Raw genomic sequence first — 24,856 nt, 5'->3', positions numbered from 1 at the left:
AAGAAAAACGGGGCTTTTCAGCCCCGTTCAGTTGGCTCAACGCCAGTTGTACAGCTCTTTCTCGGTCAGCGCCTGCATGGCGCTGGCCTCTTCGAGGAAGGCTTTCTGCGAGGCCCAGATGCGGCCGTTGAGGTCGTTCTCGGCAGCCAAAGACTCGAGCACTACGTTGGATTGCTCACGCATGGCTTGCAGCACCTCGTCCGGCAGACGCTTGAACTGCACGCCCTCGCTCTTCAGGCTTTGCAGCGCCTTGGCGTTGTTGAACACGTAGTCGTCCATCATATCCAGGGTCGCGGCGCGCGCGGCTTCGACGACGATGGCCTGCAGGTCGGCCGGCAGCGCGTCGAAGGCCTTCTGGTTGACCATGGATTCGACCACGGCCTGCGGCTCCTGCCAGCCTGGGAAGTAGTAGTACTTGGCTGCCTTGTGCAGACCGAAGGCCAGGTCGTTGTACGGGCCGACCCAGTCGGTGGCATCGATGGCGCCGGTCTGCAGGGAGGTGAAGATCTCGCCGCCCGGCAGGTTGACGGTGATCGCGCCGAGCTTGCTCCAGACTTCGCCGCCGAGGCCCGGCATGCGGATCTTCAGGCCCTTGATGTCGCCCAGACTGTTGATTTCCTTGTTGAACCAGCCACCCATCTGCATGGTGGTGTTGCCGGCCGACAGTGGCTTCACGCCGAACGGTGCGTAGGTTTCGTCCCACAGTGCTTGGCCGCCGCCCTTGCTCAGCCAGGCGTTCATTTCCAGGGTGGACAGGCCGAACGGCACGCTGCTGAAGAACTGCGCAGCCGGCACCTTGCCTTTCCAATAATACGGCGTGCCGTGACCCATCTCGGCGGTGCCGCGCGAGACGGCATCGAACACTTCCAGCGCCGGCACCAGCTCACCGGCAGCGTAGACCTTGACGGTCAGGCGTCCGGCGCTCATGGCGTTGATGCGTTCGGCCAGGCGCTCGGCGGCGGTGCCCAGGCCCGGGAAGTTTTTCGGCCACGAAGTGACCATCTTCCAGTGGACGGTTGCTGCTGGCTTGGCAGCGGCTTGCTCGCTGGCAGCCTTTTCTTCTTTACAACCAACCAGGCCGATGGCGGCGATCAGTGCCACAGCGGCGCCGAACAGATTGCGGCGATTCATCGATTATCTCCAGATACGGTGTGCTAATAGGCTTCAAGCTTGGCGTACGCCAGCATCAGCCATTTACTGCCTTCGTTTTCGAAATTCACTTGAACCCGCGCCTGGGCACCAGAACCCTCGAAATTGAGGATGGTGCCCTCGCCGAACAGGCTGTGACGTACGCGCTGGCCCAGGTTGAAGGGCGTTTGCGGTATGGCACTGCCGGCGAACAGGCTACCGCCACCCATCGAGCTGGTGCTCATCGGGCGGCTGACGCTGTTGGACAGGCGTACTTCCTGAATCAGCGGTGCGGGGATTTCGCGGACAAAGCGCGACACCTTGTTATAGGTCTCGCTACCGTAGAGACGCCGTGTTTCGGCGTAGCTGATCACCAGCTTCTGCATGGCACGGGTAATGCCGACATAGGCCAGGCGGCGTTCTTCTTCCAATCGGCCCGGTTCCTCCAGGCTCATCTTGTGCGGGAACAGCCCCTCTTCCATGCCCACCAGGAACACCAGGGGGAATTCCAGGCCCTTGGCACTGTGCAGGGTCATCAGTTGAATGCTGTCTTCGTTCTCGGCGGCCTGAGTGTCCCCGGCCTCCAGCGAGGCATGGGTGAGGAAGGCCTGCAGCGGGGTCAGCTCGTCGTCTTCATCGTTCTCGAAGGCGCGTGCGGCGCTGACCAGCTCCTCCAGGTTTTCCACCCGGGCCTGGCCCTTCTCGCCTTTTTCCGCCTCGTGATAGGCGAGCAGGCCGCTCTTTTCGATGACCACTTGGGTCATCTGGTGCAACGGCATGGCCAGGACCTGCTCGGCCAGGCTGTCGATCAGTTCGATGAAGCCGGCCAGGGCACCCGAGGCACGAGCGGGCAGCGCCTTGACCGTCAGCATCAGGCGAATCGCCTCCCACATATGCACGTCATGGGCGCGGGCGTATTCGCGGATGGTCTCGATGGTCTTCTCGCCGATGCCACGCGCCGGCACGTTGATGATGCGCTCCAGCGCCGCATCGTTGCCGCGCCCGTCGAGCAGGCGCAGGTAGGCCATGGCGTTCTTGATTTCGGCGCGCTCGAAGAAGCGTTGACCGCCGTAGATGCGATAGGGGATCTTCTCGCGCAGCAACGCCTCTTCCAGCACCCGCGACTGGGCGTTGGAGCGATAGAGAATGGCGATCTCGCTGCGTTTGAGGCCGTCCTTGCGCAGGGCGTCCTCGATGGTTTCCACCACGTAGCGCGCTTCGTCGTGCTCGTTGAAGGCGGCATACAGAGCCAGCGGCTCGCCATCGCCGACGTCGGTGCGCAGCTCCTTCCCTAGGCGGCCCTGGTTGTTGGCGATCAGCGCGTTGGCGGCATTGAGGATGTTCGCCGTGGAGCGATAGTTCTGCTCCAGACGGATGATCTCGGCATCGGCGAAGTCGCTGTCGAACTGCTGGATGTTCTCGATCTTCGCGCCGCGCCAGCCGTAGATCGACTGATCGTCGTCACCCACCACCATCAGGCTCTCGCCGCCTTTGGCGAGAAAGCGCAACCAGGCGTACTGCACGGCGTTGGTGTCCTGGAACTCGTCGACCAGGATATGGCGGAAGCGGCGCTGGTAGTGCTCCAGCAGCCCGGCGTTGTCGCGCCACAGATCGAGGGCACGCAGCAGCAGCTCGGCGAAGTCGATGACGCCGGTGCGTGCGCAGGCCGCCTCGTAGGCTTCATAAATGCCGCGCATGGTGGCCAGGAACAGGTCGCCGCTGGCCTGGATGCCTTGCGGGCGGATGCCCTCATCCTTCTGCCCGTTGATGAACCACTGCGCCTGTTTGGCCGGCCAGCGTTGTTCATCGAGGCCGAGGTCGCGGATTACCCGCTTGATCAGGCGTTGCTGATCGTCAGAGTCGAGAATCTGGAAGTTCTCGGCCAGTCCGGCTTCTTTCCAGTGCGCACGCAGCAGGCGGTGAGCCAGGCCGTGGAAGGTACCGACCCACATGCCGGCAGGGGCGTGGCCCAGCACGTCTTCGATGCGGTGGCGCATCTCGGCGGCTGCCTTGTTGGTGAAGGTCACCGACAGGATACTGTGCGGCGACACGTCCAGGCGCTGGATCAGGAAGGCAATGCGGTGCACCAGCACACGGGTCTTGCCCGAGCCGGCGCCGGCCAGCACCAGCTGATGACCAGGCGGCGTGGTGACCGCGTGGTGCTGGGCGGGATTGAGGGTAGTGAGTCTGTGATCGAGGTCATTTTGCATCGCGGCATTCTAGGGGGCCGGACAGGGGAGGGCAAACCGTCAGCCAGGCGCGGTGAAACGAGCCTGACGCAACCGACGACTGGCAGGTCAGGGCGTAGATGGGCGTGCTCAGGCGGCCAAAGGCCATCACGCTCTGCCGGTGCCCGCCAAAAGATGGGCGTCAGGCTGTGAAATTGCCCACATCGTTGTTGGGCACAGCGTCTGTCTCGGGTATTCTCCCGCGACGTCAGGGTTGGGGGCGTCGCAAAAAGCGTCCAATACCCTTAGGCAACCATTACAAGAAAATCGCCTATGACCGCCACGACTAGCGCCGTAGTTCAAGAGGTGACGCTGGACCCGCATCAGGCTGAACGTCAGTTCGCCACGGATATTGCCGTCGAGCGTACCCGCCTGTTGTTCCAGGGGTCGCGCCTGCCCACGTTGCTCATGCTGCTGGTCGGCCTGGCCTGCAGCCTGTTGCTGTGGAGTCAGCAGAGCGCACCGATGCTGGCTGCCTGGCTGGGCTGGGTAGTGCTGCTGGCGCTGTTGCGCCTGACCCAGGTGAATGCCTTCAACGAGGCGCTGCCGAGTCGCCAGGCCGAGCCCTACTGGCGACGCATCTTCCTTTTTGGTGCTGGTGCGTCCGGGTTGACCCTCGCCTTCGCCGTGATCGTGCTGGTGCCCACCGATGTGTTCTACCAGCAGGCCCTGGTCTATGGCCTGATTGCCGCAGCGATTCTTTCGGCCAGCGTGGCTTATGCCGTCAGTCTGTCAGCCTTCCTCACCTTCGCCTTGCCCTGCCTGCTGCCGTCGGCCGGCTTCCTGCTGCTCTCCGGCAGCGGCCTGCAACGTGGCTGGGGGCTGCTCAGCGTAATGCTGTTGCTCGCCCTGCTGGTGGTGGCATGGCAGGTCAATCGCCTGGTGCAGCGCAGCTTGCTGCAGCGGTTTCACAACCTGGCGCTGATCAGCAACCTGGAGCACGCCAAGCAGCGTGCCGAAGGGCTCAATGAAGAACTGGCGCGTGAGGTGGAGCAGCGTCGTCGTGCCGAGCGCGAATTGCGCGGCGCCCATGGCGAGTTGGAAATGCGCGTGGCCGAACGTACCCTGGAGCTGGACGAAGCGACCCATGCCCTGGGCAAGAGCCAGGCGCGCCTGGCCCTGGCGTTGGAGGCCAGCGAGCTGGGGCTGTGGGACTGGGATCTGGAAAGTGATCAGGTGCACCACTCGCACCTGCGCGAGCTGTTCGGTCTGGAACCGGGCCAGGTGCAGGTGATGCTGCGTGACCTGACCCCGCGCCTGCACCCGGATGACCTGCCGGGGCTGCGCCGGGCGCTGGTCCGGCATCTCAAGGGGCGCAGCGAGGATTATCAGATCGAATACCGCGTGCGCCATGTCGATGGTCACTGGGTCTGGGTCGAGGACCGTGGTCGTGCGGTCGAGCGCGATGCCAGCGGCCGTGTACGGCGCATGCTCGGCACGCGGCGCGATGTCAGCGCGCGGCGTCAGCAGGAGCAACAGCAGCGCCTGGCGGCGACGGTGTTCGAAGCCGCCAGTGAAGGCATCTTCATTCTCGACCCCGACTACCGCGTGCTGGCAGTAAACCGCGCGTTCAGCGCGGTGACCGGTTACAGCCGCGAAGAGGTGGTCGGGCGCACGGTGACCAGCCTGATCGGCAGCCGCGAGATGCGCCGGCAATACCAGATGATCCGCCAGGAGCTGGACAGCAGCGGCACCTGGCAGGGCGAGCTGATCGAGACACGCAAGAGCGGCGAGCTCTACCCGCAATGGCTGCAGCTCAACCTGGTGCGCGATGCAACGGGTCGGCCCAGTCATATCGTCGGTTTCTTCGCCGATCTCAGTGCGCGGCGCGAGGCCGAGGAGCGCCTGCGCTATCTGTCGCACTACGACGACCTGACCGGCCTGGCCAACCGCAGCCTGTTCAAGGAGCGTCTGCACGATGCCAGCCAGCGCGCCCGCCAGAGCGGGCGCAGCATCGCCCTGGTGCATATCGACCTGGACCGTTTCAAGCTGCTCAACGACAGCCTCGGCCATGAGGTGGCGGACCAGTTGCTACGCCAGATGAGTCGTCGCCTGACCCAGGCCGTACCGGAGGCCGACTGCATCGCACGGCTCTCGGGCGACGAGTTCGCCATCATCCTCGACGCCTACGGCAGCCTCTCCAGTCTGGCGCGGGTGGCCAGTCGGCTGCTGGCCAAGTTGCGTGTGCCGATGACCGTCGGCGGCCACGAGCTGGTGATCAGCGCCTCGCTGGGTATCAGCCTGCTGCCGGACTACGCCCGCGAGATCAGTGCGCTGATCAGCCAGGCCAACATGGCCGTGCAACATGCCAAGCACCTGGGTGGCAACACTTTCCAATTCTTCACCGACAACCTGCAGGCTTGCACCCTGGAGCGCCTGCAACTGGAGAACCAGCTGCGCAAGGCCATCGACGAAGGCCAACTGGAAGTGTTCTACCAGCCCAAGCTGAACCTCGCCGACGACCAGCTCAACGCCGCCGAGGCGCTGGTGCGCTGGCGCCATCCGCAGCAAGGCATGGTGGCGCCTGGCGAGTTCATCGGCCTGGCCGAAGAGACCGGGTTGATCGCGCCGATTGGTGAGTTCGTGCTGCGTCAGGCCTGCCGTCAGGCGCGCCAGTGGCAGCAGGAAGGGCTGGCGCAGATACGAGTGTCGGTGAACATCTCGGTGCACCAGTTGCGCCAGGGCAACCTCACCAGCCTGGTGCGCCAGGTGCTGGAAGAAACCGGCCTGGCGCCTCAGTACCTGGAGCTGGAGCTGACCGAAAGCCAACTGCTGGATAACGTCGACAGTGTCATCGTCACCTTCCGTCAGTTGCGTGAACTGGGGGTCAAACTGGCTATCGACGATTTCGGCACCGGCTATTCCTCGCTCAGCTACCTCAAGCGTTTCCCGGTGCATTACGTGAAGATCGACCAGACCTTCATCCGTGATCTCTCGCCCGGTGGCGAGGACGCGGCGATCACCCGCGCGATCATCGCCATGGCCCACAGCCTGGAGCTGAAGGTGGTGGCTGAAGGTGTGGAAACCCAGGCGCAGATGGACTTTCTCAAGAGCCAGAACTGCGACGAGATTCAGGGTTATCTGATCAGCCGCCCGGTGGAGGCCAGCGCCTTCGCCGAACTGCTGCGCGCGCAGATCGCCAACCCATTGGATTGAGCGGCGCTTGCTCGCTACCCGGGCAGCGCGCGCTTACTTGGCGAACAGCTGGCCGATGTCCTTGAACGCCTTGAACTCGAGGGCATTGCCGCAAGGATCGAGGAGGAACATGGTGGCCTGCTCGCCGACCTGGCCCTTGAAGCGTACGTAGGGCTCGATGACGAACGTCGTCTCGCGGCTGCGCAGGCGCTTGGCCAACGCCTCCCAGTCGGCCCAGCCGAGCACCACGCCGAAATGCGGCACCGGCACGTCATGGCCGTCCACCGGGTTGCTCGCGGCCGCTTCCTGGTAGGCCATCTTCGGCGCCTCATGAATCACCAACTGGTGGCCGAAGAAATCGAAGTCTACCCAGTGCTCGCTGCTGCGACCCTCGGCACAGCCGAACACCTCGCCATAGAAATGCCGCGCGGCAGCCAGGTCGTAGACGGGAATCGCCAAGTGAAAGGGAGCAAGGGCCATCACGCAATACCTCTGTCGAGTTTTCGATCCAGCCTATCAACAGCGAAATTGTGGGAAAGCGAATATTCTTGCTAGCAAGCTCAAATAATTTTGATCATTAGAGACGCCGATGCTGCGTGAACTGAAAACCTTCATCACCGTCGCTCGCCTGGGCACCTTCGCTGCCGCTGGCCAGCAGGTGGGGCTGACCCAGTCGGCGGTCAGTGCGCAGATGCGCGTACTCGAGCAGCACCTAGGCGTGCGCCTGTTCGACCGCAGTGGTCGCGCCGCCGTGCTCAATGCCGCCGGCCGCCACGCCCTGCCACTGGCCGAGCAGATGCTCGCGCTGTACGCGCAGATGGCGCTGCCGCCGGCCGCCGATCAGTGGCAGGGCGAGCTGCGCGTCGGCGCCATCGCCACCCTGCAGACCGGCCTGCTGGCCGAGGCGCTGCCACGCTTTCGGCAACTGGCACCGCGGGTCGAACTGAAGCTGGTGCCGGGTGTGTCCTTGCAGCTGTTCAGCCAGCTGGATGCGGGTGAGCTGGATCTGGCGTTGTTGATCAAGCCGCCGTTTGCCTTACCCAAGGAGTTGCTGGAAGTACCGCTGGCGCGCGAGCCCTTCGTGCTTGTCGCACCGCTGGACGTGGATGGAGACGACCCATTGCGCCTGCTCGCCGAGCAGCCTTTCGTGCGCTACGACCGCGCTTCGTTCGGCGGGCGCCAGGTGACCCGCTTTCTGCGTGAGCAACGCCTGGACGTGCGCGAGGCGCTGGAGCTGGATGAACTGGAAGCCATCGTGCGTCTGGTGGAAAACGGCATGGGCGTGGCCCTGGTACCGCGTGCGGGCCTGTGGCTGCAAAGACCGACGCGCCTGCGGGTGATCGAGCTGGGCGAGCTGACCTTCCATCGTGAGCTGGTCGCCCTGGTGCGCCGTGCGCAGCGACAGCCGGCATTGGATTGCTTGTTGAACTGTCTTGAGTTGAGAGAGGCGCCTGGATAAGGGCGGCGCGCTGCTGTCTGCGCCGGAAGTGACGGTTGCGGTCACTTCCGGCTGCAGGCTCAGATATCCCAGACCAGATTGATCGAAAAGTTGCGGCCCGGCTGGGTCAGGCGGTCGAGGTTGGCGGGGCTGGTCACACCTGCTTCGCCAACGGCGTCGTAGCCACGCACGTCATCCCACAGCCAATACTTCTTGTCGGTCAGGTTATACAGGCCGGCGTTGAGGGTAAGGTCGTCGGTCACCTTGTAGTAGCCAGTAAGGTCGAGGATACCGAAACCGGGGCTGGCGAACTGGCTGCTGCTGCCGTCCGGTCTGTTGAAGCTGCTGTCGTCGATACGTGTCTTGCGCTTGACCAGGGTCCAGTTCAGCAGACCACCGAAGCGCTCCTGCTCGTAGCCCAGGCCGAATACGCCGGTCAGCGGGTTGACACTGTTGAGTGCTTCGCCAGTGTCGTCGTTACGACCACGGGCGTAGGCAATCGAACCTTGCGTGTAGAGACCTGGAAGAGCACCGAAGCTGTCCAGGTTCAAGCGGCCCTTGACCTCCACACCGCGAATGCTGGCATGGCTGATGTTCTGCGATTGAAAGGCCAGTGCGTTGCTGTTGGCGGTGATGGCGTTTTCGTCGATGAAGTTGCGGTAGCGGTTGTAGAACACCGCTATGTCGAAACTGCCGCCCTCGAACTGGCCGCGCAAGCCTGTCTCCACGCCGCGACTCTTCTCTGGTTCCAGGTTCGGATTAGGCTCGACGATGTAGCCGCCGGCGACGTTCTCGAAACGCCCGTACAGTGCCTTGGCCGTAGGGGTGCGGAAACCCTCGGCATACTGGCCGAACCAGGTGTAATGATCGTCGAAGGCATAGGTGATGCCGAGCTTCGGCGAGACGCGGTGCCAGGTTTTTTCGTCGTCGCTGTAGTCGGTCACGCCGCTGCTGGTGACCGTGGCGAGAAACTCGTCTGTCAGCTCCGGCCTCATGCGGGTGTAGTCGTAGCGCAGGCCGGGCAGGAAGGTCCACTGGCCCCAGCGGATTTCGTCCTGAGCGAAGAGGCTGTAGGTCTTGATGGTCGGATCGGGGAAGTCGCTCTGTGGCGTCAGGGTATCAGAGGCGTTGGTACTGATGGCGCCGACGCTGGTGCAACTGGCGCTCAGCACCTGCAGGCAGATGCCTTGGCCAGTACGCAGCCCGGTGACTTCTTCGCGCTTGAGGGTGGTGCCATAGGTCAGCAGGTGGTCGGTCTGGCCGAGGCTGAAGGCCTTGTCGAGCTGCATATCGAAGACCCATTGGCGATCTTTGTACGTGGTGTCGCGGTAGCGCATGACGTTACGGGTGGCTGCTCCGGTCATGAAGCTTTTCGGTACGTAGTGCTCAGCTGTGCTCTGGTCGGTTTTCGCCACCTGGTAGTTCAGGCTCCACTTCAGTTTGTCAGCCAGCAAACTGTCCACAACCAGGCTGTGCTCCAGGCCGAAGCGCTCGCGGGTAATGGTGTCGTTGCCCTCGCGCGATTCGTAGTAGTTGAAGCCGCTACCGGCGTTGAACGGCCCGCCTACAGCGCTGAGCTGATTGGTGTCGCGGTCGCTCTTGTACTTCTCGTAGGTCAGTTGCAGGCGATCACTGTCGTTGTAGTTCCAGCCGAGCTTGGCCAGCAGGTTGGTGGTGCGTACGTCTTCGGGGTTGGCCTCGGTGCGACCCAGGCCGGTGCCGCCAGTGCTGCCGTAGGACTCGGTTTCGTGGCCGTTGCGCTGGGACAGATGCAGCAGGGCGTCGAACTGTTCATGGCGACCGGCAACGGTGGCCGAGGTCAGCCAGCTGTCGTCGGCCGAGCTGTAACCGGTTTTCAGGCGTGCGCCTGCATCCTTGCCGTCTTTGATGATGTCGTCGGCATCGAGGGTGAAATAGCTTACTGCGCCGCCAATGGCACTGCTGCCATATAGGGCTGAGGCCGGGCCGCGAAGGATTTCCACGCGTTTGACGATTTCTGGATCGACATAGTTGCGATGGGTCTGGGCGTAGGGGCCGTTGAAGAAGCTGGCCGGTACCTCGACGCCATCGACCTGCGTCAGCACGCGGTCACCATCGATACCACGGATGTTGTAGCCAGTGATGCCGGCACGCTGTCCGGCGCCACCGACGGAGACGCCCGGCTCGTTACGCACCAGATCCTTGATGCTATTGACGTTCTGCTGGTCGAGTTGCTCACGACCGAGCACGCTTACCGATACGGGAACGTCATTCACGCTTTGCTCGTGACGTGTAGCGGTGACCGTCGTCGGCTGCAGTGCGAGCGATTGCGCAGGATTCTTGACCAGTACCACGCTGCGTTCCCCAACGCTGCGGTAGCTCAGGCCGGTGCCTTCGAGCAGGCGCGCCAGGGCCAGTTCCGGCGATTGGCGGCCGCTGGTTCCCGGTGAGTCGATGCCGTCGGCCAATTGTGCCGGCAGGCCTATCTGCCATCCCGTGACGTCGCTGAACGCGTTCAGTGCCGAGACCAGTGGCTGACGCTCGATGGCGAAGCTGTAACCGCCCTGGCTCTGCTGCTGTGCCGCCGGCGCTAGCTCGGCAGCATGGGCCAGCGGCAGGCTGGCGCAGGCGATGGAGAGTGCCAGCAGCGACAGGCTGGCGGTGGACAGTCGCGGGAAATGCGGGCGCCTGGTGTGAAGGGGCATCGTTGTGCTCTCTGCGGGTGTCGTCGGAAGGTCAGTTAATGCGAATTGTTTGCATTGTTCTGACGGGACGAACGAGGCCCTCGTTGAGCGTAAAAATTCTTTTTCTCAGTTGAGAATCAGCAGCGATGGGTACTCTTGAAGCTGCGCCGAGGTCACCTGCGCCAGCGAGCGCATGATGTCGGCGGGGTCGCTCAGGCGATAGTTGCCGGTGATACGTAGATCATTCAGCTCGGCGTTGCGGTTGATGATCCAGCCGGGGTAGTAACGGCGCAGTTCAGCCAGCACTTCGTGCAAAGGGCTGTCATCGAAGATCAGGCGTCCGTGAACCCACGCGAGTTGGCTGGCTGCGGCGCCATGGATGCGCTTGCCGACACCGTCCGGGCCGATGCGGATGCTGTCGCCGCTTGCCAGGTAGATACGTGTGTCGTTGCCACGAGCATGCACCTCGATCTCGCCGCGTTCGACGCTGACTTCGGCGGCATCGTCGAGATAGCGCACGGAGAATGCGGTGCCGCGTACCGATATCAGAACGGGGCCTGCGGTCACCTGAAATGGACGACTGCTGTCCTTGGCGACATCGAAGTAAGCTTCGCCTCTGAGCAGTTGAGTGACGCGCTGATTCGCGTCGATCTGGCTGGAGAATGCACTGCCGGTGTTGAGCAGTACGTGCGAGCCATCGGCCAGATCCAGACTCTGGCGCTGGCCAACGGCCGTGACATGATCGGCGCGCAGGCGCAGCAGCAGATCGCTTTGCAGGGTGATGCCGACCACCAGCAGCAGCGAGGCGGCGATCGCCAGCGTTCTGGCGATACGCCGCGAGCGCTTCGGTGTCGGTTGCCTGCGCTGCTGCAGGCGCGCGGCTGCGCTGACCAGTGTGGGCGATTGCCAGCACTGCTGCACGCGCCCGAATGCCTCGGCATTGGCAGGGGAGGCGGCCAGCCACTCGGCGAATCGCGCCCGGCAATCATCGTCCGCATCTTCCAGCAGAAGCAGCCAGTCCAGCGCCTGGCTCAGCGATTCGTCGCTGTCGGTGGGGGTTCCCTGCTGCTGGTGCATCGGGCTGCTCTCGAAACCGGGGGGCAATATTCTGGCCGAAGGTGCGGGGGAGCGATAGTCGCTCATGTCGGAGGCGCGAGGCGCTCGATCAGTGTCATGCACAGGGTCATGATCAGTTTCAGTTCTTTCTGCACCGTGCTGGTCGATACACCGAGCTCTGCAGCGATCTCCGCGTAGCCCTGACCATGCAGACGGCTGAGGATGAAGATGCGTTGCTGGCGTTCGCTCAACTGCTCCAGTGCGTTGCCCAGTCGTTGCAGCAGGCGTTCGGCGTGCAGACTGTCTTCGCTGGATGAACCCGGAGCGGGAACAGCCTGCATGATTTCGTCCGGCACGTCGTCGAGCATGGTGCGCGACTGCATGCGCTCGCGGCGCAAGTGGTCGAGCGCCAGATTGCGACCCGTCTGGAAGAGAAAGGGTTCGAGGTGATCGACCGGTTTGTCGCGCAGGCTACGGGCGACCCGCAGGTAGGTTTCCTGCACCAGCTCCTCGGCGATGCTGGCGTTCTTGACGATCTTCACCAGCGTGCGCAACAGCGGGGTGCGCTGGCTGATGAATACGCTGTCTAGATTGGGGATGGTCACTGGCAAGCCTGGTTCGCCGACTACTTCGCGAATAATAATCACTTTTAATAAGGTCGGCTAGCGAGCGCATGAAGGAAGCCCGTCTGCAGCGCCATATTCCCGTGTTTCGCTTTATTTTTACGGAGCTTGGCAGGTTCGTTCGTCTTTAAAAGACAGTGGCAGTCGAACGTCCTGCGCGCTTCATCGAGCGGTGCAGGGGACGGGCTGCCTTACTTCATGCCAGTCATCAGCGAGCTTTCCATGACCGCCTCTTCGCAACTGTCCCATCCGCTGCGTTCGCAGCGCCTGAACCAGATCACCCACGAGCCGCACAGTCACCTCGACAACCTGGTCAAGAGCCATGATCCTTTCGCTAGCCCTGAGCGATTTTCCCATTTCGTGGCCGCCCAGTATCTGTTCCAGCGTGACTTGGAAAAACTCTATAACGACCCGGAGTTGATCAAGCTGGTGCCTGATCTGCCGCAGCGCTGCCGCGTCCAGCAGGCCGTGCTGGACCTGGCCGATCTACAGCGCGCGCTGCCTGAGGGCGATGACAGCATCCGCAACAAGGCCATGGGCATCGGCGAGGCGCTGGCCTGGTTGTTCGTTTCCGAAGGTTCCAAGCTGGGCGCCGCCTTCCTGCTCAAACGCATGCCGGCGCTGGGCCTCAGTGAAACCTTTGGTGCGCGCCACCTGGCCGAGCCGGAAGGTGGCCGCGCACAGGGTTGGAAAGCGTTTACCGCCGTGCTCGACAGTGTCGAACTAGATGCCGAGCAGGAGCGTCTGGCCGAGGCAGAGGCCATCGCGGCCTTCGAGCGTTTCACCGTACACCTGGAACGCTGCTTTGCCTGAAATCACGCTGGCACGTTCGGCCTGGCAGCGTTGGCTATGGTTGCTGTTGGCCTACCTGAGCATCGGCATGGCCATGCTCGGGGTCATATTGCCGGGCCTGCCCACCACCGAGTTCGTCCTGCTGGCGGCCTGGGCGGCGTCGCGCAGTTCGCCGCGCCTGGCCGCCTGGCTGGAGAATCATCGGATGTTCGGCCCGCTGCTGCGAGACTGGAAGAACGGCGGCCTGATCGCCCGACGCACCAAGTGGCTGGCTAGTCTGAGCATGCTGGTAGCGCTGAGCATCCTGCTGCTGACGGTCGATCACCTGCCTTCCGTGCTGTTCGCCGCTGCTGGCATGAGTTGCGGCGCGCTGTTCATCTGGACTCGGCCAGAAAAACCCAAAGCCGAGTAGGGTGCGCCGCGCGCACCGACGATTTCGGATGATCGTAGCCCGGATGCAATCCGGGACGGTGGCCAGGTTGCCCCTAGTGCGCACGGCGCACCTTACGGATCACCGAGGGTTGGCCACTACATGCCACACATAAAAATGCCGCGCGGCTTTGCAGCGGCGCGGCATCGGGTACAGCGAGGGCGGTCAGCGGCGATCAGAACGCCGGGACGACGGCGCCTTTGTACTTCTCTTCGATGAACTGCTTCACCTCGGCGCTGTGCAGGGCCTTGACCAGCTTCTGCACGGCGTCGCTGTCCTTGTTGTCAGCGCGGGTCACCAGAATGTTCACATACGGCGAGTCGCTGCCTTCGATGGCCAGGGCGTCCTGGGTCGGGTTCAGCTTGGCTTCCAGGGCGTAGTTGGTGTTGATCAGGGCGAGGTCGACCTGGCTCAGCACGCGCGGCAGGGTGGCCGCTTCCAGTTCACGCACCTTGATCGCCTTCGGATTCTCGGCGATGTCCTTCGGTGTGGCGAGGATGCCGGCTTCCGGCTTGAGTTTGATCACGCCTGCTTTCTGTAGCAGCAGCAGGGCGCGGCCGCCGTTGGTGGCGTCGTTGGGGATGGCCACGGTGGCGCCTTGCGGCAGTTCGCTGAGGTTCTTGATCTTGCTGGAGTAGGCGCCGAAGGGCTCGACGTGTACGCCGGCGACGCTGACCAGGTCGGTCTTGCGGCTGGCATTGAACTCGTCCAGGTACGGTTGATGCTGGAAGAAGTTGGCGTCGAGGTTCTTCTGCTGCACTTGCAGGTTGGGCTGCACGTAGTCGGTGAACACGCGCACCTTCAGCTCCACGCCTTCTTTGGCCAGGGCTGGTTTGACGAACTCGAGAATCTCGGCGTGCGGCACCGGGGTGGCGGCGACGTTGAGGGTTTCGGCCTGGGCCGAGAAGGCCGCACAAGCGGCGATGGCAGTCAGCAGTTTCTTCATTTCAAGGTTCCTTTTGGGAAGGTGGCGCGGGTCTCGCGGGTGGCGAGTCGCCGCTTTTCATCATTACTTGCGAGAAAAATGTACGACCAGGCGATCACCGACCATCTGCAGCGCCTGCACCAGAATCAGCAGCAGGATCACGGTCACGGCCATCACGTCCGGCTGGTAGCGCTGGTAGCCGTAGCGCACGGCCAGGTCGCCGAGGCCGCCGCCGCCGATCAGGCCGCTCATGGCGGTGTAGGACACCAGGGTAATCGCCGTGACGGTGGTGGCCGCGAGCAGGCCGGGCAGCGCCTCGGGCAGCAGTGCGCGGGTGATGATCTGCCAGGTAGTGGCGCCCATCGCCTGGGTCGCTTCGATGATGCCGCGCTCCACCTCGCGCAGGGCGGTTTCCACCAGGCGCGCGAAGAACGGCGTGGCACCCACCACCAGCGGCGGGATGGCGCCGGCCACGCCCAGCGAGGTGCCGACCAGCAGCTCAGTGAAGGGGATCATCAGGATCAAGAGGATGACGAAGGGCACCGAGCGCAGGATGTTCACCACCAGCGACAGCGCGCCGTACAGCGCCTTCTGTTCGAACAGCTGGCGCGGGCCGGTGAGAAACAGCAGCACACCGAGCGGCAGGCCGAGCAGCACGGTGAACAGCATCGAACCGAGCAGCATGTTCAGAGTGTCGAGGCTGGCCTGCCAGATTTCCGGCCAGAACACGTTGGGTAGCAGTTGTTCGAGCATCAGCGCAGTACCTCCAGATGCACGTCGGCGGCTTCGAAGCGCGCCAGCGCGGCGTCGATGTCGCCACCGGTCAGGGCCAGGGTGAGCTGGCCGTAGGGGGTGTCCTTGATGCGGTCGATGCGCCCGGCGAGGATGCTGTAGTCGACCCCGGTCTCGCGGGCCACGGTGCCCAGCAGCGGCGCGTAGGTGGCCTCGCCCTGGAAGGTCAGGCGCAGGATGCGGCCTTCGACATGGGCAAAGTCATCGCGTTGCTCGGCCTCGTCGACATGCTCGGACTCCTGCACGAAGCGCCGCGTGGTCGGGTGCTGCGGGTGCAGGAACACCTCGGCCACCGGGCCTTCCTCGACAATGACACCAGCATCCATCACCGCCACGCGGTCGCAGACGCGGCGGATCACGTCCATCTCATGGGTGATCAGCACGATGGTCAGGCCCAGTTCACGGTTGATCTCGGCCAGCAGTTGCAACACGGCGGTGGTGGTCTGCGGGTCGAGGGCACTGGTGGCCTCGTCGCACAACAGGATCTTCGGCCGGGTGCTCAGCGCACGGGCGATGCCGACGCGCTGCTTCTGCCCGCCGGAGAGCTGCGCGGGATATTTGTTGGCGTGATCCTGCAGGCCGACGCGGGCCAGCAGTTCGGCGACGCGGGCGTCGATCTCGGCGCGGCTCAGCTCGCCGGCCAGGCGCAGCGGCATCGCGATGTTGTCGGCCACGGTCTTCGACGACAGCAGGTTGAAGTGCTGGAAGATCATCCCGACCTGCTGGCGGAAGCGGCGCAGGCCGGTGGCATCGAGGGCGGTGACGTCGACGCCGTCGATCTCGATGCGACCGCCCGAGGGTTCCTCCAAACGGTTGATCAGGCGCAGCAGGGTGCTCTTGCCGGCGCCGGAGTGGCCGATGATGCCGAAAACCTGGCCGCTGCCGACCTGCAGCGTGGTGGGCTGCAGCGCCGGAATCTCGCGACCGGCGACGCGGTAGGCTTTGTGGACGGATTGAAACTGGATCACGCGAACGACCTTTTGGGTGTGTTCAAGGGCGGGCCTCAACGTGGAAGGGGCCGGCCATCGGGCGCCGGGTGGGGCGCAAAAGGGCGCTAGTTTACCCGGCGGTGTTTAGGCCGAGAAAATCTTTGTTGGCCTATGGTTATTACAAAATGGCATTATCGATAAGTAACAGATATCAGCTGCGCTTTGGGCTCAACAGCAGGCGTGGCACCTGTTGCGGAGCGATCTTCTGGCTCAACTGCGGACGAAAGCTCGGGTCGAGCTTCTTGATGCGTGCCGAGAGCAGCGCCGCGACCCAGGGATAATCCTTGGCTTCGCGTACTTCGATGCGCACGGCGCAGCGAAAGGTCACGACATCCGCCGCCACGCTGTCGAGCAGGCGGCGCAGGTTTTCGTTGTCCTGGTTGTCCAGCATAGGCATGGCCACGCTGCTGGTGGCGGCGTTCGGATCGATCAGGCGCGCTGTGGGCTTGCTGTCGACCACTGGTGCTGGCTGGCTTGCGGCTACCTGAGCGGTTGCTGCCTTGGCCGCTGCCTGGCGCTCACTGGCCTGGCGCTGCTGGCGCAGTTGCTCCTGGCGCTCGGCATCGAGTTTGGCGGCTGCATCGCGTGCCTGTTGCTCGGCAGCCGCCAGGCGTGCCGTACGGGCGCTGTCGATGGCCTGGTTGAGATCGTGACTCAGGGCCGGCGCCTGTGGCATCAGGCTGCGGGCCTGACCCAGTGCCTGCGCGGCGCGATCCAGATCGCCCTGCTGCAGCGCTTCGCGGCCCTGCTCCATATAGGCTTCAGCCAGTTGGCGCTGGTACTGCTCCAGGCGCGTGTCGCGGCTGGCGCGTTGCTGCAGCGTGCTGAGCTGGCTGCGCGCATCGTCGAGGCGTTCTTCGGCCAGGCTCAGGTCGAGCTGACGGAAGGCAACGACCAGATCGTCGACCGGCGGGAGACTGTGCTGCTGGCTGCTCTGGCAACCGGCCAGAAGTAGAACCAGAAAAAGCGGAAGACCACGAAAAGCGAACGACTTCATAACTACGCGTCTCGAATTGTGCAAAAAACGCGCAATCATACCGGTTTACGGCCTCGATTTCACGCTGTTCGGGGCCCTTGCCCATTCATGGGAAAGGGCTGGGGGGAGGTTACAAAGATGAGCCGTAGCCCGGATACAATCCGGGAACAACCTGGCGCAGCTGTCCCGGATTGCATCCGGGCTACGCGCGATGCGCCGTCAACCGCTGCGCTTGGGTAATGCGAAACTGGCCAGGAACAACGCAGCGGCACTGACCACGATGGACGGCCCGGCCGGTGTGTCCTGATACCAGGACAGCGCCAGGCCGCAGCACACCGCCAGCAGGCCGAGCAGGCTGGCGCCGACGGCCATCTGCTCCGGTGTACGCGCGTGGCGCTGGGCAGCGGCGGCGGGGATGATCAGCAGCGAGGTGATCAGCAATACGCCGACGATCTTCATCGCCACGGCGATCACTACGGCAATCAGCAGCATCAGGGCCAGGCGAATCGCCGCCACCGGCAGGCCTTCGACCCGCGCCAGTTCCTCATGCACGGTGATCGCCAGCAGCGGCCGCCACAGCCAGGCCAGCAGCGCCAACACCAGCGCACTGCCGCCGATGATCCAGGCCAGGTCGGTGGGGCTGACGGCGAGCAGGTCGCCGAACAGGTAGCTCATCAGGTCGATGCGCACGTCATGCATGAAACTCAGCGCCACTAGGCCCAGCGACAGGGTGCTGTGGGCGAGGATGCCCAGCAGGGTGTCGGAGGCCAGCGGCTGGCGCTGCTGCAGGGTCACCAGCAGCACGGCGAGCAGCACGCAGCCGACGGTCACCGTCAGGGCCGGGCTGACGTCCAGCATCAGCCCCAATGCCACGCCAAGCAGGGCAGCATGGGACAGGGTGTCGCCAAAATAGGCCATGCGCCGCCACACCACGAAGGAGCCGAGCGGGCCGGCCACCAGGGCCAGGGTCAGGCCGGCGAGCAGAGCGTTGAGCAGGAAATCGGGCATCAGTGTTTGCAACCAGGGCCGTGAACGTGAGCCGGCCCGTGGATGGTCAGGCCTGGCTCAACCACGCCGCCATGCAGGTCGTGAGCGTGGTCATGATGATGGTGGTAGACGGCCAGGCTCTTGGCGTCCTGGCCGAACAGTTCGATGAAGGCCGGATCAAAGCTGACCTGTTCCGGGTGGCCGGAGCAGCAGACATGGCGGTTGAGACAGACCACCTGATCGGTGGCGCTCATCACCAGATGCAGATCGTGCGAGACCATCAGCACGCCGCAGCCATGGCGCTCGCGCAGTCGCGAGATCAGCCGGTACAGCTCGGCCTGGCCGGCGACGTCGACGCCCTGCACCGGCTCGTCGAGCACCAGCAGTTGCGGCTCGCGCAGCAGGGCACGAGCCAGCAGCACGCGCTGCATCTCGCCACCGGAAATGCTCTGCAACGGGCTGTCGATCACCTGCTCGGCACCGACCTCGGCCAGTGCCGCCAGCGCGCGCTTGCGATCCACGCCCGGCACCAGGCGCAGGAAACGCAGCACAGACAGCGGCAGAGTGGCGTCGACGTGGAGTTTTTGCGGCATGTAGCCGATGCGCAGGCGTGGCGCCCGGCGCACGTTGCCACGCTCAGGCTGGAGCAGGCCGAGCACCACGCGCACCAGAGTGGTCTTGCCCGCACCATTGGGCCCGATCAGGGTGACGATTTCGCCGGGCTGTACGCTCAGCTGCACGTCGTCCAGCACAGGCTGGCCGTTGAAGCTGACAGCAACCCCATCGAGACGGATCAGCGCGTCGCTCATGCCGTGCCCTTGCAGCCTGCGCACAGGCCAACCACTTCCACGGTCTGGCTTTCGACGACGAAACCGACGCCGGCGGCACTGTCGACGATGGCCTGACTGATCGCCGGTTGCTCCAGTTCGGTCGCCGCATGGCACGCGCGGCAGATCAGAAACTGGCCCTGATGCGCATGCTCAGGGTGGCTGCAACCGACGAAGGCGTTGAGCGAGGCGATGCGGTGTACCAGGCCGTTTTCCAGCAGGAAATCCAGCGCGCGGTAAACCGTCGGTGGTGCGGCGCGGCGACCGTCTTCGTCGCTCAATACGCCGAGAATGTCGTAGGCGCCGAGCGGCTTGTGGCTGGCCCAGACCAGCTCCAGCACGCGTTTGCGCAGGGCGGTCAGGCGCAGGCCTTGGCGCGCGCAGATGGCCTCAGCCTCGGCCAGGGCATGGCTGACGCAGCGGGAGTGGTCGTGAGGGCGTGCAGCCAGGGGTGTGTCGGTCATGGGCAAGGACGGCGCTGGTAAGAGACGTTATTATATTACCCGTTCAATTCCATCCGAGTATGCCCCGTGTTGCGTCTTTTCTGTCTCTTTACCCTGCTTTTCGTCGCCAGTGCCCAGGCCGAGGTGCGTGTGCTGACCAGTATCAAACCGCTGCAACTGATCGCCGCGGCGGTGCAGGACGGCATCGGCTCGCCTGACGTGCTGCTGCCTCCAGGTGCCTCGCCGCACCATTACGCGTTGCGTCCGTCAGACGTGCGCCGGGTGCGCGATGCCGGCCTGCTGTACTGGATCGGACCGGATATGGAAGCCTTCCTGCCACGGGTGCTGGGCAGCCGCGACAAGCCCCAGGTGGCGGTGCAGGATCTGCCCGGCATGACCCTGCGCCACTTCGGCGATAGCCATAGTCATGACGAGCACGAGCACGAGCACGACGAGCATGATCATGGCCACGAGCATTCCAGCGATGACCTTGGCCATGACCACGATCATCGTCCGGGCAGTCTGGATGCGCATCTTTGGCTGGCAGCGGACAACGCCAAGGTGATCGCCGCGCGCATGGCGGCAGACCTGGCCAAGCTGGATGCCGCCAATGCCGCTCGTTACGCCGCCAATCTGCAAGCCTTCGAGGCGCGCCTGGATGCGCTCGATGGCCGCATTCGCCCGCAACTGGCCGCTTTGCAGGGCAAGCCGTATTTCGTCTTCCACGAAGCATTCGACTATTTCGAGGCCGCCTATGGCCTCAAGCACGCCGGCGTGTTCAGCGTACTGACCGAAGTACAGCCCGGTGCGCGCCATGTCGCTGCCATGCGCAAGACGCTGCAACAGACCGGTCCGAGCTGCGTGTTCAGCGAGCCGCCGCTGCGCCCGCGCCTGGCCGAAACACTCAGCGCCGGTTTGCCGGTCAAGCTGGCGGAACTGGACGCGCTGGGCGGTACCTTGCCGGTGAATGCCACCGGTTACGAGCAATTGCTGGAAAAGCTGGCAAACGGGCTGAGCGAGTGCCTGGATAGCTTGTAGGGTGCGCCGTGCGCACCGCGGCCTTCCTCGCGTAGCCTGCCGAGCGTACCGCGTGCACCTACCTGACCTTCATCCCCGGTGCGCACGGCGCACCCTACGAACTGTAACCATCCTCACGTTGCCGCTTGCAGGCGCAAACCACTAGGCTTGCGCTTTTGCCGCGAGCGCTCGCCATGTCGCCAACTGCACCTCGTCCGTCCAACGCCACGCTGGTGCTGCTGGCCTCGCTTTACTGCGCGCAGGGTCTTCCTTCCGGGCTGATCGCCCACTCGCTGCCGGTGCTGCTGCGCCAGCATGGCGTCGACCTGGCCCTGATCGGCCTGCTCAAGCTGCTGGCGCTGCCCTGGCTACTTAAAGTCTTGTGGGCGCCCTGGATCGACCGCCTGGCCTCGCCCCGACTGGGCCACCACCGTGGCTGGATACTGCCGCTACAAAGCGGCGTCATCGCTTGTGTCGCGGCACTGGCGCTGCTCGCCCCGCAGACGCTGTTTGGCTCCGGCCTGTGGTTGCTGCTCGGCTTGCTGCTGCTGATCAATCTGCTGGCCTCGACTCAGGACATCGCCACCGATGGCCTTACCGTGCGCTTGCTACCCGAGCGCTGGCGCGGTCTGGGCAACAGCCTGCAAGTGGGTGGCTACAAGGTCGGCATGATCATCAGTGGCAGTGGCCTGCTGCTGGTGATCGACCCGCTGGGCTGGAACCTGGCGCTTGGCCTGCTGGCTGGCCTGATCCTGCTGATGACCGTGCCGATTTGGCTGTTCCCCGAGCGCCGCGCCCTGCCCTTCCAGCCCGCCCTGGCCGAAACCGCCCTTGGCCCACGCTTGTTGCTGAACCACTATCGCGGCCTGCTGGCGCAGCCCGGCATGCTGCTGTGGCTGGCGGTGGTGCTGACCTTCAAATTGGGCGACTCGCTCGGCTCGCCGATGATCAAGCCGATGCTGGTGGATCAAGGTTGGAGCACCGCAGCGCTCGGCCAACTGACCCTGATCAGCAGCCTGGCCGGCATCGGCGGTGCCTTGCTCGGCGGCCTGCTCTACGCGCGCATCGGTGTGCTGCGTGCGTTGATCCTGTTCGGCGCCCTGCAGGCCATCGGCATCGCCGCCCTGGCCCTGCTGGTGGGGCAGGGCGGCAGTGTCGGGCTGGTCTACGCCGTGACTCTGTTCGAGCAGGTGGCCGACGGCATGTCCACCGTCGCCCTGTTCGCCGCCATGATGCGCATGTGCCGCCCCGAACACGAAGGCGCCGACTTCACCCTGCAGGCGTCGGCACAGGTGCTGCTGTCCGGCTTCGTCGGCGCCAGTAGCGGGGTGCTGGCCAAGGCATTGGGCTATGAGGGCTTGTTCGTCGGCGCCGGCGTGCTGGGCGTGCTGGTATTGGGGGTGGTGTTGCTGCACAAAGGCAGCCTCAAGCGGCAAGCCTGAAGCCAGTAGCCCGGATTGCATCCGGGCTACGCCTTTATGCCCAGTGCCGGCCGTGACGCTCCAGCAAGTGCTGCAGTTGCTCCGGCCCGTCGCTGCCGGCCGGGTAGGGGCGCGGGCTCTGGTAGTGCTGGTGCCAGCCCTGCAGGATGGGGTCGACCCATTGCCACGCCGCCTCCACTTCATCGCGGCGCATGAACAGCGTCGAGTCGCCTTCGATCACGTCGAGCAGCAGGCGCTCGTAGGCATCCCAGCGGCGCTGCTGGTTGAAGGCATTGGCCAGGTTGAGGTCCAGCTCCACGGGTTTGAGGTGCATGCCCTTGCCGGGGTTCTTGGCCATCAGTTGCAGGCTGATGCGCTCTTCCGGCTGCAGGCGGATCAGTAACTGGTTGGCTTCGCCCTCATGGAACAGACGATGCGGCACCGGCTTGAACTGGATGAGGATTTCCGAGGTTTTCTTCGCCAGGCGCTTGCCGGTACGCAGGTAGAAGGGCACGCCTGCCCAGCGCCAATTGTCGATCTCTACCTGCACGGCGACGAAGGTTTCGGTGTCGCTGTCGTTGTCGACGTTCTTCTCGAAGTAGTAAGCGGGCACGTCGTGGCCGCCGATCTTGCCGGCGGTGTACTGGCCGCGCACGGTCTTGTCCTGCACGTCGAGCCCGGAGATGGGTTTCAGCGCTTCGAGGATCTTGACCTTCTCGTTGCGCACCGCCTCGGCGTCGAAGCGCACTGGTGCTTCCATGGCCACCAGGCACAGCAGCTGTAGCAGGTGGTTCTGGATCATGTCGCGCATGGCGCCGGCCTGGTCGTAGTAGCCGCCGCGGTTTTCCACGCCAAGGGTTTCGCAGACGCTGATCTGTACGTGGTCGATATGCCCGGCGCGCCACACCGGCTCGAACAAGGCGTTGGCGAAGCGCAGCGCCATGAGGTTCTGCACGGTTTCCTTGCCCAGATAATGGTCGATGCGAAACACCCGTGCCTCGTCGAACACGGCGCCGATGGCGGCGTTGATCGCGCGGGCTGATTCCAGCGAGTGGCCGATGGGTTTTTCCAGCACGATGCGCGCTGCAGGACCAGCCAGGCCGGCGTTGGCCAGGTGCGCTGCGATGGCTTCGAACAGAGTCGGTGCGGTGGCCAGGTAGTAGACCCGTACGCGCTCGTCATCACGCCCCAGGCGTTTGGCCAGGCGGCCGAAATCGGCGCTCTGCGCAGCGTCCATGGCGAAGTAGTCGAGGCGCGCGGCGAAGCTGGCCCAGGTCTCGTTGGCGAAATCGGCGCGCGCCACCTGAGCGCGGCAGTGACGCTCGGCCAGGGCCTGGTAGGCCTCGCGGGTGTGGCTGCTGCGGGCCAGGGCGAGGATGCGCACATCGGCGTGCAGGCGTCCTTCGCGGTGCAGGTGATAGAGCGCTGGCAGCAATTTGTGCAGGGCCAGATCGCCCGTACCACCGAAGACCAGCATGTCGCAGGGGATGCTCAAGGGAAGACTCCGACTCGTTGTGGCAGGCCGTTGCAAGCTACCTGCGTTTGCAGCAAAGAGGCAGTGAAAAGATCGAGTGCGCCCCTCTGCCGGAAAGTTCGTTCAGCGAATTGGCAGCCGCTTGGCTGTGCGCGGGTGCGAGCTATGTAGTATAACTACAAGGTCACTACAACCGCCGGCCGCCGATCATAACCGAGCTATGACCCGCCGAGTGCCGCGGTAGACCCTTTTCTGCATAGAGCCTATCTCAGTGAATCTGTTGCAACACATCGCCCAGTCGCGTCACCTGCTGCGCAAGTCCGAGCTCAAGGTGGCCGATCACGTCTTGCTCGATCCTGCATCGGTGATGCACAGCTCCATGGCCGAGCTGGCGCATAGTGTTGGCATCAGCGAGCCGACCATCGTGCGTTTCTGTCGTGCCATCGGTTGCAGCGGCTTCCAGGACCTCAAGCTGAAGTTGGCGCAGAGCCTTGCTGCCGGGGCCAGCTTCGGTCAGTTCGCGATTCACGAGGACGACTCGGTCGCCGACTTCAGCCTGAAGATCTTCGACACCACCCTGCATACGCTGATGGAAGTGCGCGAGAAGCTCGACCCCGAGGCGCTGCAGCGCGCCATCGCTGCCTGCTCCAAGGCGCAGCGCGTGGAGTTCTATGGCTTCGGCGCATCCGGTGCGGTGGCGGCCGATGCCCAGCACAAATTCTTCCGCCTGCTGCTCAACGCGGCCGCTTATTCCGACCCGCACATGCAGGCGATGAGTGCGGTAACCCTGCAGCCGGGCGACGTGGCGGTGTGCATCTCCCAGTCCGGCCGTTCCAAGGACCTGCTGATCACTGCCAACCTGGTGCGCGAGTCCGGCGCCAGCCTGATCACCCTGTGCCCGAGCCAGACGCCGCTGGCGGAGCTGTCGACCGTCAATCTGGCCATCGACGTGCAGGAAGACACCGAGATCTACACCCCGCTGACCTCGCGCATCGCCCACCTGGTGGTGATCGACGTCCTGGCCATGGGCGTGGCCATGGCGCGCGGGCCGAGCCTGGTCAACCACCTCAAGAGCGTCAAGCGCAGCCTGCGCAGTCTGCGCCTGTCGCCGAAGTCGCTGCGTAACACCGAGGATTGAGATAACGGGTTCATCGCCTGTTCATCTTCACGCCGTCAAAGCGTCATCTCCCCGGGCGAAGCTGGGTACTCCAGTCCTCGTTCCGGGAGAACCGAGATGCCTCGTATCTTCGATGACGCGCAACTGCACGACCAACCTGATGCCAAGACCCGGCGCAAACTGCAAGACCAGCGCCGCATGGCTTATCGCCGGGCCATCGAACACTACGCCGAGCAGTGCCAGCTGCAACGCGAGCTTGCCGACTTCCCTGAGCTGGTCTCCGCCAGCTACCTCCAGCACGCAGAACCTGATTCGCGCCGCGCCGCCTGACTTTATTGTTGCCCTGCCTGCGGGCAGGGCAGTGAGCTTGCCCGATTCTACGAACTTATTGCCCG

General features: G+C 64.1%; 22 protein-coding genes. 8 read left to right on the top strand and 14 right to left on the bottom strand.

Annotated features, from left to right (window positions below; genetic code table 11):
* Positions 1-36: 36 nt before the first annotated feature.
* Both JWV26_RS09535 and uvrD read right to left on the bottom strand, forming a co-directional pair.
* Positions 37-1,131, bottom strand: coding sequence for a TRAP transporter substrate-binding protein (locus tag JWV26_RS09535; RefSeq protein WP_196457074.1), 1,095 nt, complete (start codon positions 1,129-1,131; stop codon positions 37-39).
* Between the two features lie 23 nt (positions 1,132-1,154).
* The gene (gene uvrD / locus JWV26_RS09530; protein WP_206418904.1) at positions 1,155-3,338 is read right to left on the bottom strand and encodes a DNA helicase II; all 2,184 of its coding nucleotides are present in this window, start codon (positions 3,336-3,338) and stop codon (positions 1,155-1,157) included.
* 291 nt (positions 3,339-3,629) lie between these two features.
* On the opposite strand from uvrD, the gene JWV26_RS09525 reads away from it, so the two are divergent.
* A complete protein-coding gene (locus tag JWV26_RS09525) occupies positions 3,630-6,512 on the top strand; it encodes a GGDEF and EAL domain-containing protein (RefSeq protein WP_206418903.1) in 2,883 nt (960 codons plus the stop codon).
* A 33-nt stretch (positions 6,513-6,545) separates the two neighbouring features.
* Here JWV26_RS09525 and JWV26_RS09520 read toward each other — a convergent pair whose 3' ends face one another.
* A complete protein-coding gene (locus JWV26_RS09520; protein WP_206418902.1) occupies positions 6,546-6,971 on the bottom strand; it encodes a VOC family protein in 426 nt (141 codons plus the stop codon).
* Between the two features lie 109 nt (positions 6,972-7,080).
* Here JWV26_RS09520 and JWV26_RS09515 point away from each other — a divergent pair, with 109 nt between their 5' ends.
* Positions 7,081-7,950 (top strand): LysR family transcriptional regulator, encoded by an 870-nt coding sequence (locus JWV26_RS09515; protein ID WP_206418901.1) that lies wholly within the window; start codon positions 7,081-7,083, stop codon positions 7,948-7,950.
* Positions 7,951-8,009: 59 nt separating this feature from the next.
* Here the strand turns inward: JWV26_RS09515 and JWV26_RS09510 are convergent, their stop codons facing one another.
* The 3 genes from JWV26_RS09510 to JWV26_RS09500 form a co-directional block, all read right to left on the bottom strand.
* Positions 8,010-10,613: a TonB-dependent receptor gene (locus tag JWV26_RS09510; protein ID WP_241201285.1), complete on the bottom strand. Its 2,604-nt coding sequence runs from the start codon at positions 10,611-10,613 to the stop codon at positions 8,010-8,012.
* A gap of 105 nt (positions 10,614-10,718) precedes the next feature.
* The gene (locus tag JWV26_RS09505; protein ID WP_206418900.1) at positions 10,719-11,669 is read right to left on the bottom strand and encodes a FecR family protein; all 951 of its coding nucleotides are present in this window, start codon (positions 11,667-11,669) and stop codon (positions 10,719-10,721) included.
* Between the two features lie 62 nt (positions 11,670-11,731).
* Entirely contained in the window at positions 11,732-12,253 is a 522-nt protein-coding gene (locus JWV26_RS09500) for an RNA polymerase sigma factor (protein WP_072425243.1), read from the bottom strand.
* A 240-nt stretch (positions 12,254-12,493) separates the two neighbouring features.
* On the opposite strand from JWV26_RS09500, the gene JWV26_RS09495 reads away from it, so the two are divergent.
* Together JWV26_RS09495 and JWV26_RS09490 are read left to right on the top strand one after the other, a co-directional pair.
* Entirely contained in the window at positions 12,494-13,084 is a 591-nt protein-coding gene (locus JWV26_RS09495) for a biliverdin-producing heme oxygenase (protein WP_206418899.1), read from the top strand.
* On the top strand, positions 13,077-13,475 hold the full coding sequence (locus JWV26_RS09490; RefSeq protein ID WP_206418898.1) for a YbaN family protein: 399 nt from the start codon (positions 13,077-13,079) through the stop codon (positions 13,473-13,475). The genes JWV26_RS09495 and JWV26_RS09490 overlap by 8 nt, the downstream gene beginning before the upstream one ends.
* A 193-nt stretch (positions 13,476-13,668) precedes the next feature.
* Here JWV26_RS09490 and JWV26_RS09485 read toward each other — a convergent pair whose 3' ends face one another.
* From JWV26_RS09485 to zur, 7 genes are all read right to left on the bottom strand, one after another.
* On the bottom strand, positions 13,669-14,439 hold the full coding sequence (locus tag JWV26_RS09485; RefSeq protein WP_037005561.1) for a MetQ/NlpA family ABC transporter substrate-binding protein: 771 nt from the start codon (positions 14,437-14,439) through the stop codon (positions 13,669-13,671).
* A 63-nt stretch (positions 14,440-14,502) separates the two neighbouring features.
* Positions 14,503-15,171 carry a methionine ABC transporter permease gene (locus tag JWV26_RS09480; RefSeq protein ID WP_179529252.1) on the bottom strand — a complete coding sequence of 223 codons (669 nt, stop codon included), beginning with the start codon at positions 15,169-15,171 and terminating at the stop codon, positions 14,503-14,505.
* Positions 15,171-16,178: a methionine ABC transporter ATP-binding protein gene (locus JWV26_RS09475; protein ID WP_072425246.1), complete on the bottom strand. Its 1,008-nt coding sequence runs from the start codon at positions 16,176-16,178 to the stop codon at positions 15,171-15,173. The genes JWV26_RS09480 and JWV26_RS09475 overlap by 1 nt, the downstream gene beginning before the upstream one ends.
* A 172-nt stretch (positions 16,179-16,350) precedes the next feature.
* Complete coding sequence (locus JWV26_RS09470) at positions 16,351-17,196, bottom strand: PA5502 family lipoprotein (protein ID WP_206418897.1); 846 nt, start codon at positions 17,194-17,196, stop codon at positions 16,351-16,353.
* Between the two features lie 198 nt (positions 17,197-17,394).
* On the bottom strand, positions 17,395-18,183 hold the full coding sequence (znuB, locus tag JWV26_RS09465; protein ID WP_206418896.1) for a zinc ABC transporter permease subunit ZnuB: 789 nt from the start codon (positions 18,181-18,183) through the stop codon (positions 17,395-17,397).
* Positions 18,183-18,971, bottom strand: coding sequence for a zinc ABC transporter ATP-binding protein ZnuC (gene znuC, locus JWV26_RS09460; RefSeq protein WP_196457047.1), 789 nt, complete (start codon positions 18,969-18,971; stop codon positions 18,183-18,185). Before znuC ends, znuB begins: the two co-directional genes overlap by 1 nt.
* A complete protein-coding gene (gene zur, locus JWV26_RS09455) occupies positions 18,968-19,453 on the bottom strand; it encodes a zinc uptake transcriptional repressor Zur (RefSeq protein ID WP_072425248.1) in 486 nt (161 codons plus the stop codon). Before zur ends, znuC begins: the two co-directional genes overlap by 4 nt.
* Before the next feature lie 66 nt (positions 19,454-19,519).
* Here zur and znuA point away from each other — a divergent pair, with 66 nt between their 5' ends.
* Both znuA and JWV26_RS09445 read left to right on the top strand, forming a co-directional pair.
* A complete protein-coding gene (gene znuA / locus JWV26_RS09450) occupies positions 19,520-20,470 on the top strand; it encodes a zinc ABC transporter substrate-binding protein ZnuA (protein WP_206418895.1) in 951 nt (316 codons plus the stop codon).
* Positions 20,471-20,643: 173 nt separating this feature from the next.
* Positions 20,644-21,891, top strand: coding sequence for an MFS transporter (locus JWV26_RS09445; protein WP_206418894.1), 1,248 nt, complete (start codon positions 20,644-20,646; stop codon positions 21,889-21,891).
* A 34-nt stretch (positions 21,892-21,925) separates the two neighbouring features.
* On the opposite strand, the gene zwf is transcribed toward JWV26_RS09445, so the two are convergent.
* Positions 21,926-23,365 carry a glucose-6-phosphate dehydrogenase gene (gene zwf / locus JWV26_RS09440; protein WP_206418893.1) on the bottom strand — a complete coding sequence of 480 codons (1,440 nt, stop codon included), beginning with the start codon at positions 23,363-23,365 and terminating at the stop codon, positions 21,926-21,928.
* Positions 23,366-23,615: 250 nt separating this feature from the next.
* Here zwf and hexR point away from each other — a divergent pair, with 250 nt between their 5' ends.
* Both hexR and JWV26_RS09430 read left to right on the top strand, forming a co-directional pair.
* Positions 23,616-24,482: a transcriptional regulator HexR gene (gene hexR, locus JWV26_RS09435; RefSeq protein ID WP_017676165.1), complete on the top strand. Its 867-nt coding sequence runs from the start codon at positions 23,616-23,618 to the stop codon at positions 24,480-24,482.
* A 96-nt stretch (positions 24,483-24,578) separates the two neighbouring features.
* A complete protein-coding gene (locus JWV26_RS09430; RefSeq protein ID WP_045733480.1) occupies positions 24,579-24,791 on the top strand; it encodes a PA3496 family putative envelope integrity protein in 213 nt (70 codons plus the stop codon).
* The last annotated feature ends 65 nt before the right edge of the window (positions 24,792-24,856 follow it).

It is taken from the genome of Ectopseudomonas toyotomiensis (genome assembly GCF_017167985.1).
In the GTDB taxonomy this organism is placed as follows: domain Bacteria; phylum Pseudomonadota; class Gammaproteobacteria; order Pseudomonadales; family Pseudomonadaceae; genus Aquipseudomonas; species Aquipseudomonas toyotomiensis.
The sequence above is the reverse complement of the archived record's forward strand: the minus strand, read 5'-3'. Positions and strand labels throughout refer to the sequence as shown.

Coding starts and splice junctions, on each gene's coding strand:
- JWV26_RS09535 (WP_196457074.1), bottom strand. CDS start 1,131: ATGAATCGCCGCAATCTGTTCGGCGCCGCTGTGGCACTGATCGCCGCC.
- uvrD (WP_206418904.1), bottom strand. CDS start 3,338: ATGCAAAATGACCTCGATCACAGACTCACTACCCTCAATCCCGCCCAG.
- JWV26_RS09525 (WP_206418903.1), top strand. CDS start 3,630: ATGACCGCCACGACTAGCGCCGTAGTTCAAGAGGTGACGCTGGACCCG.
- JWV26_RS09520 (WP_206418902.1), bottom strand. CDS start 6,971: ATGGCCCTTGCTCCCTTTCACTTGGCGATTCCCGTCTACGACCTGGCT.
- JWV26_RS09515 (WP_206418901.1), top strand. CDS start 7,081: ATGCTGCGTGAACTGAAAACCTTCATCACCGTCGCTCGCCTGGGCACC.
- JWV26_RS09510 (WP_241201285.1), bottom strand. CDS start 10,613: ATGCCCCTTCACACCAGGCGCCCGCATTTCCCGCGACTGTCCACCGCC.
- JWV26_RS09505 (WP_206418900.1), bottom strand. CDS start 11,669: ATGCACCAGCAGCAGGGAACCCCCACCGACAGCGACGAATCGCTGAGC.
- JWV26_RS09495 (WP_206418899.1), top strand. CDS start 12,494: ATGACCGCCTCTTCGCAACTGTCCCATCCGCTGCGTTCGCAGCGCCTG.
- JWV26_RS09485 (WP_037005561.1), bottom strand. CDS start 14,439: ATGAAGAAACTGCTGACTGCCATCGCCGCTTGTGCGGCCTTCTCGGCC.
- JWV26_RS09480 (WP_179529252.1), bottom strand. CDS start 15,171: ATGCTCGAACAACTGCTACCCAACGTGTTCTGGCCGGAAATCTGGCAG.
- JWV26_RS09470 (WP_206418897.1), bottom strand. CDS start 17,196: ATGAAGTCGTTCGCTTTTCGTGGTCTTCCGCTTTTTCTGGTTCTACTT.
- znuB (WP_206418896.1), bottom strand. CDS start 18,183: ATGCCCGATTTCCTGCTCAACGCTCTGCTCGCCGGCCTGACCCTGGCC.
- znuC (WP_196457047.1), bottom strand. CDS start 18,971: ATGAGCGACGCGCTGATCCGTCTCGATGGGGTTGCTGTCAGCTTCAAC.
- zur (WP_072425248.1), bottom strand. CDS start 19,453: ATGACCGACACACCCCTGGCTGCACGCCCTCACGACCACTCCCGCTGC.
- JWV26_RS09445 (WP_206418894.1), top strand. CDS start 20,644: ATGTCGCCAACTGCACCTCGTCCGTCCAACGCCACGCTGGTGCTGCTG.
- JWV26_RS09430 (WP_045733480.1), top strand. CDS start 24,579: ATGCCTCGTATCTTCGATGACGCGCAACTGCACGACCAACCTGATGCC.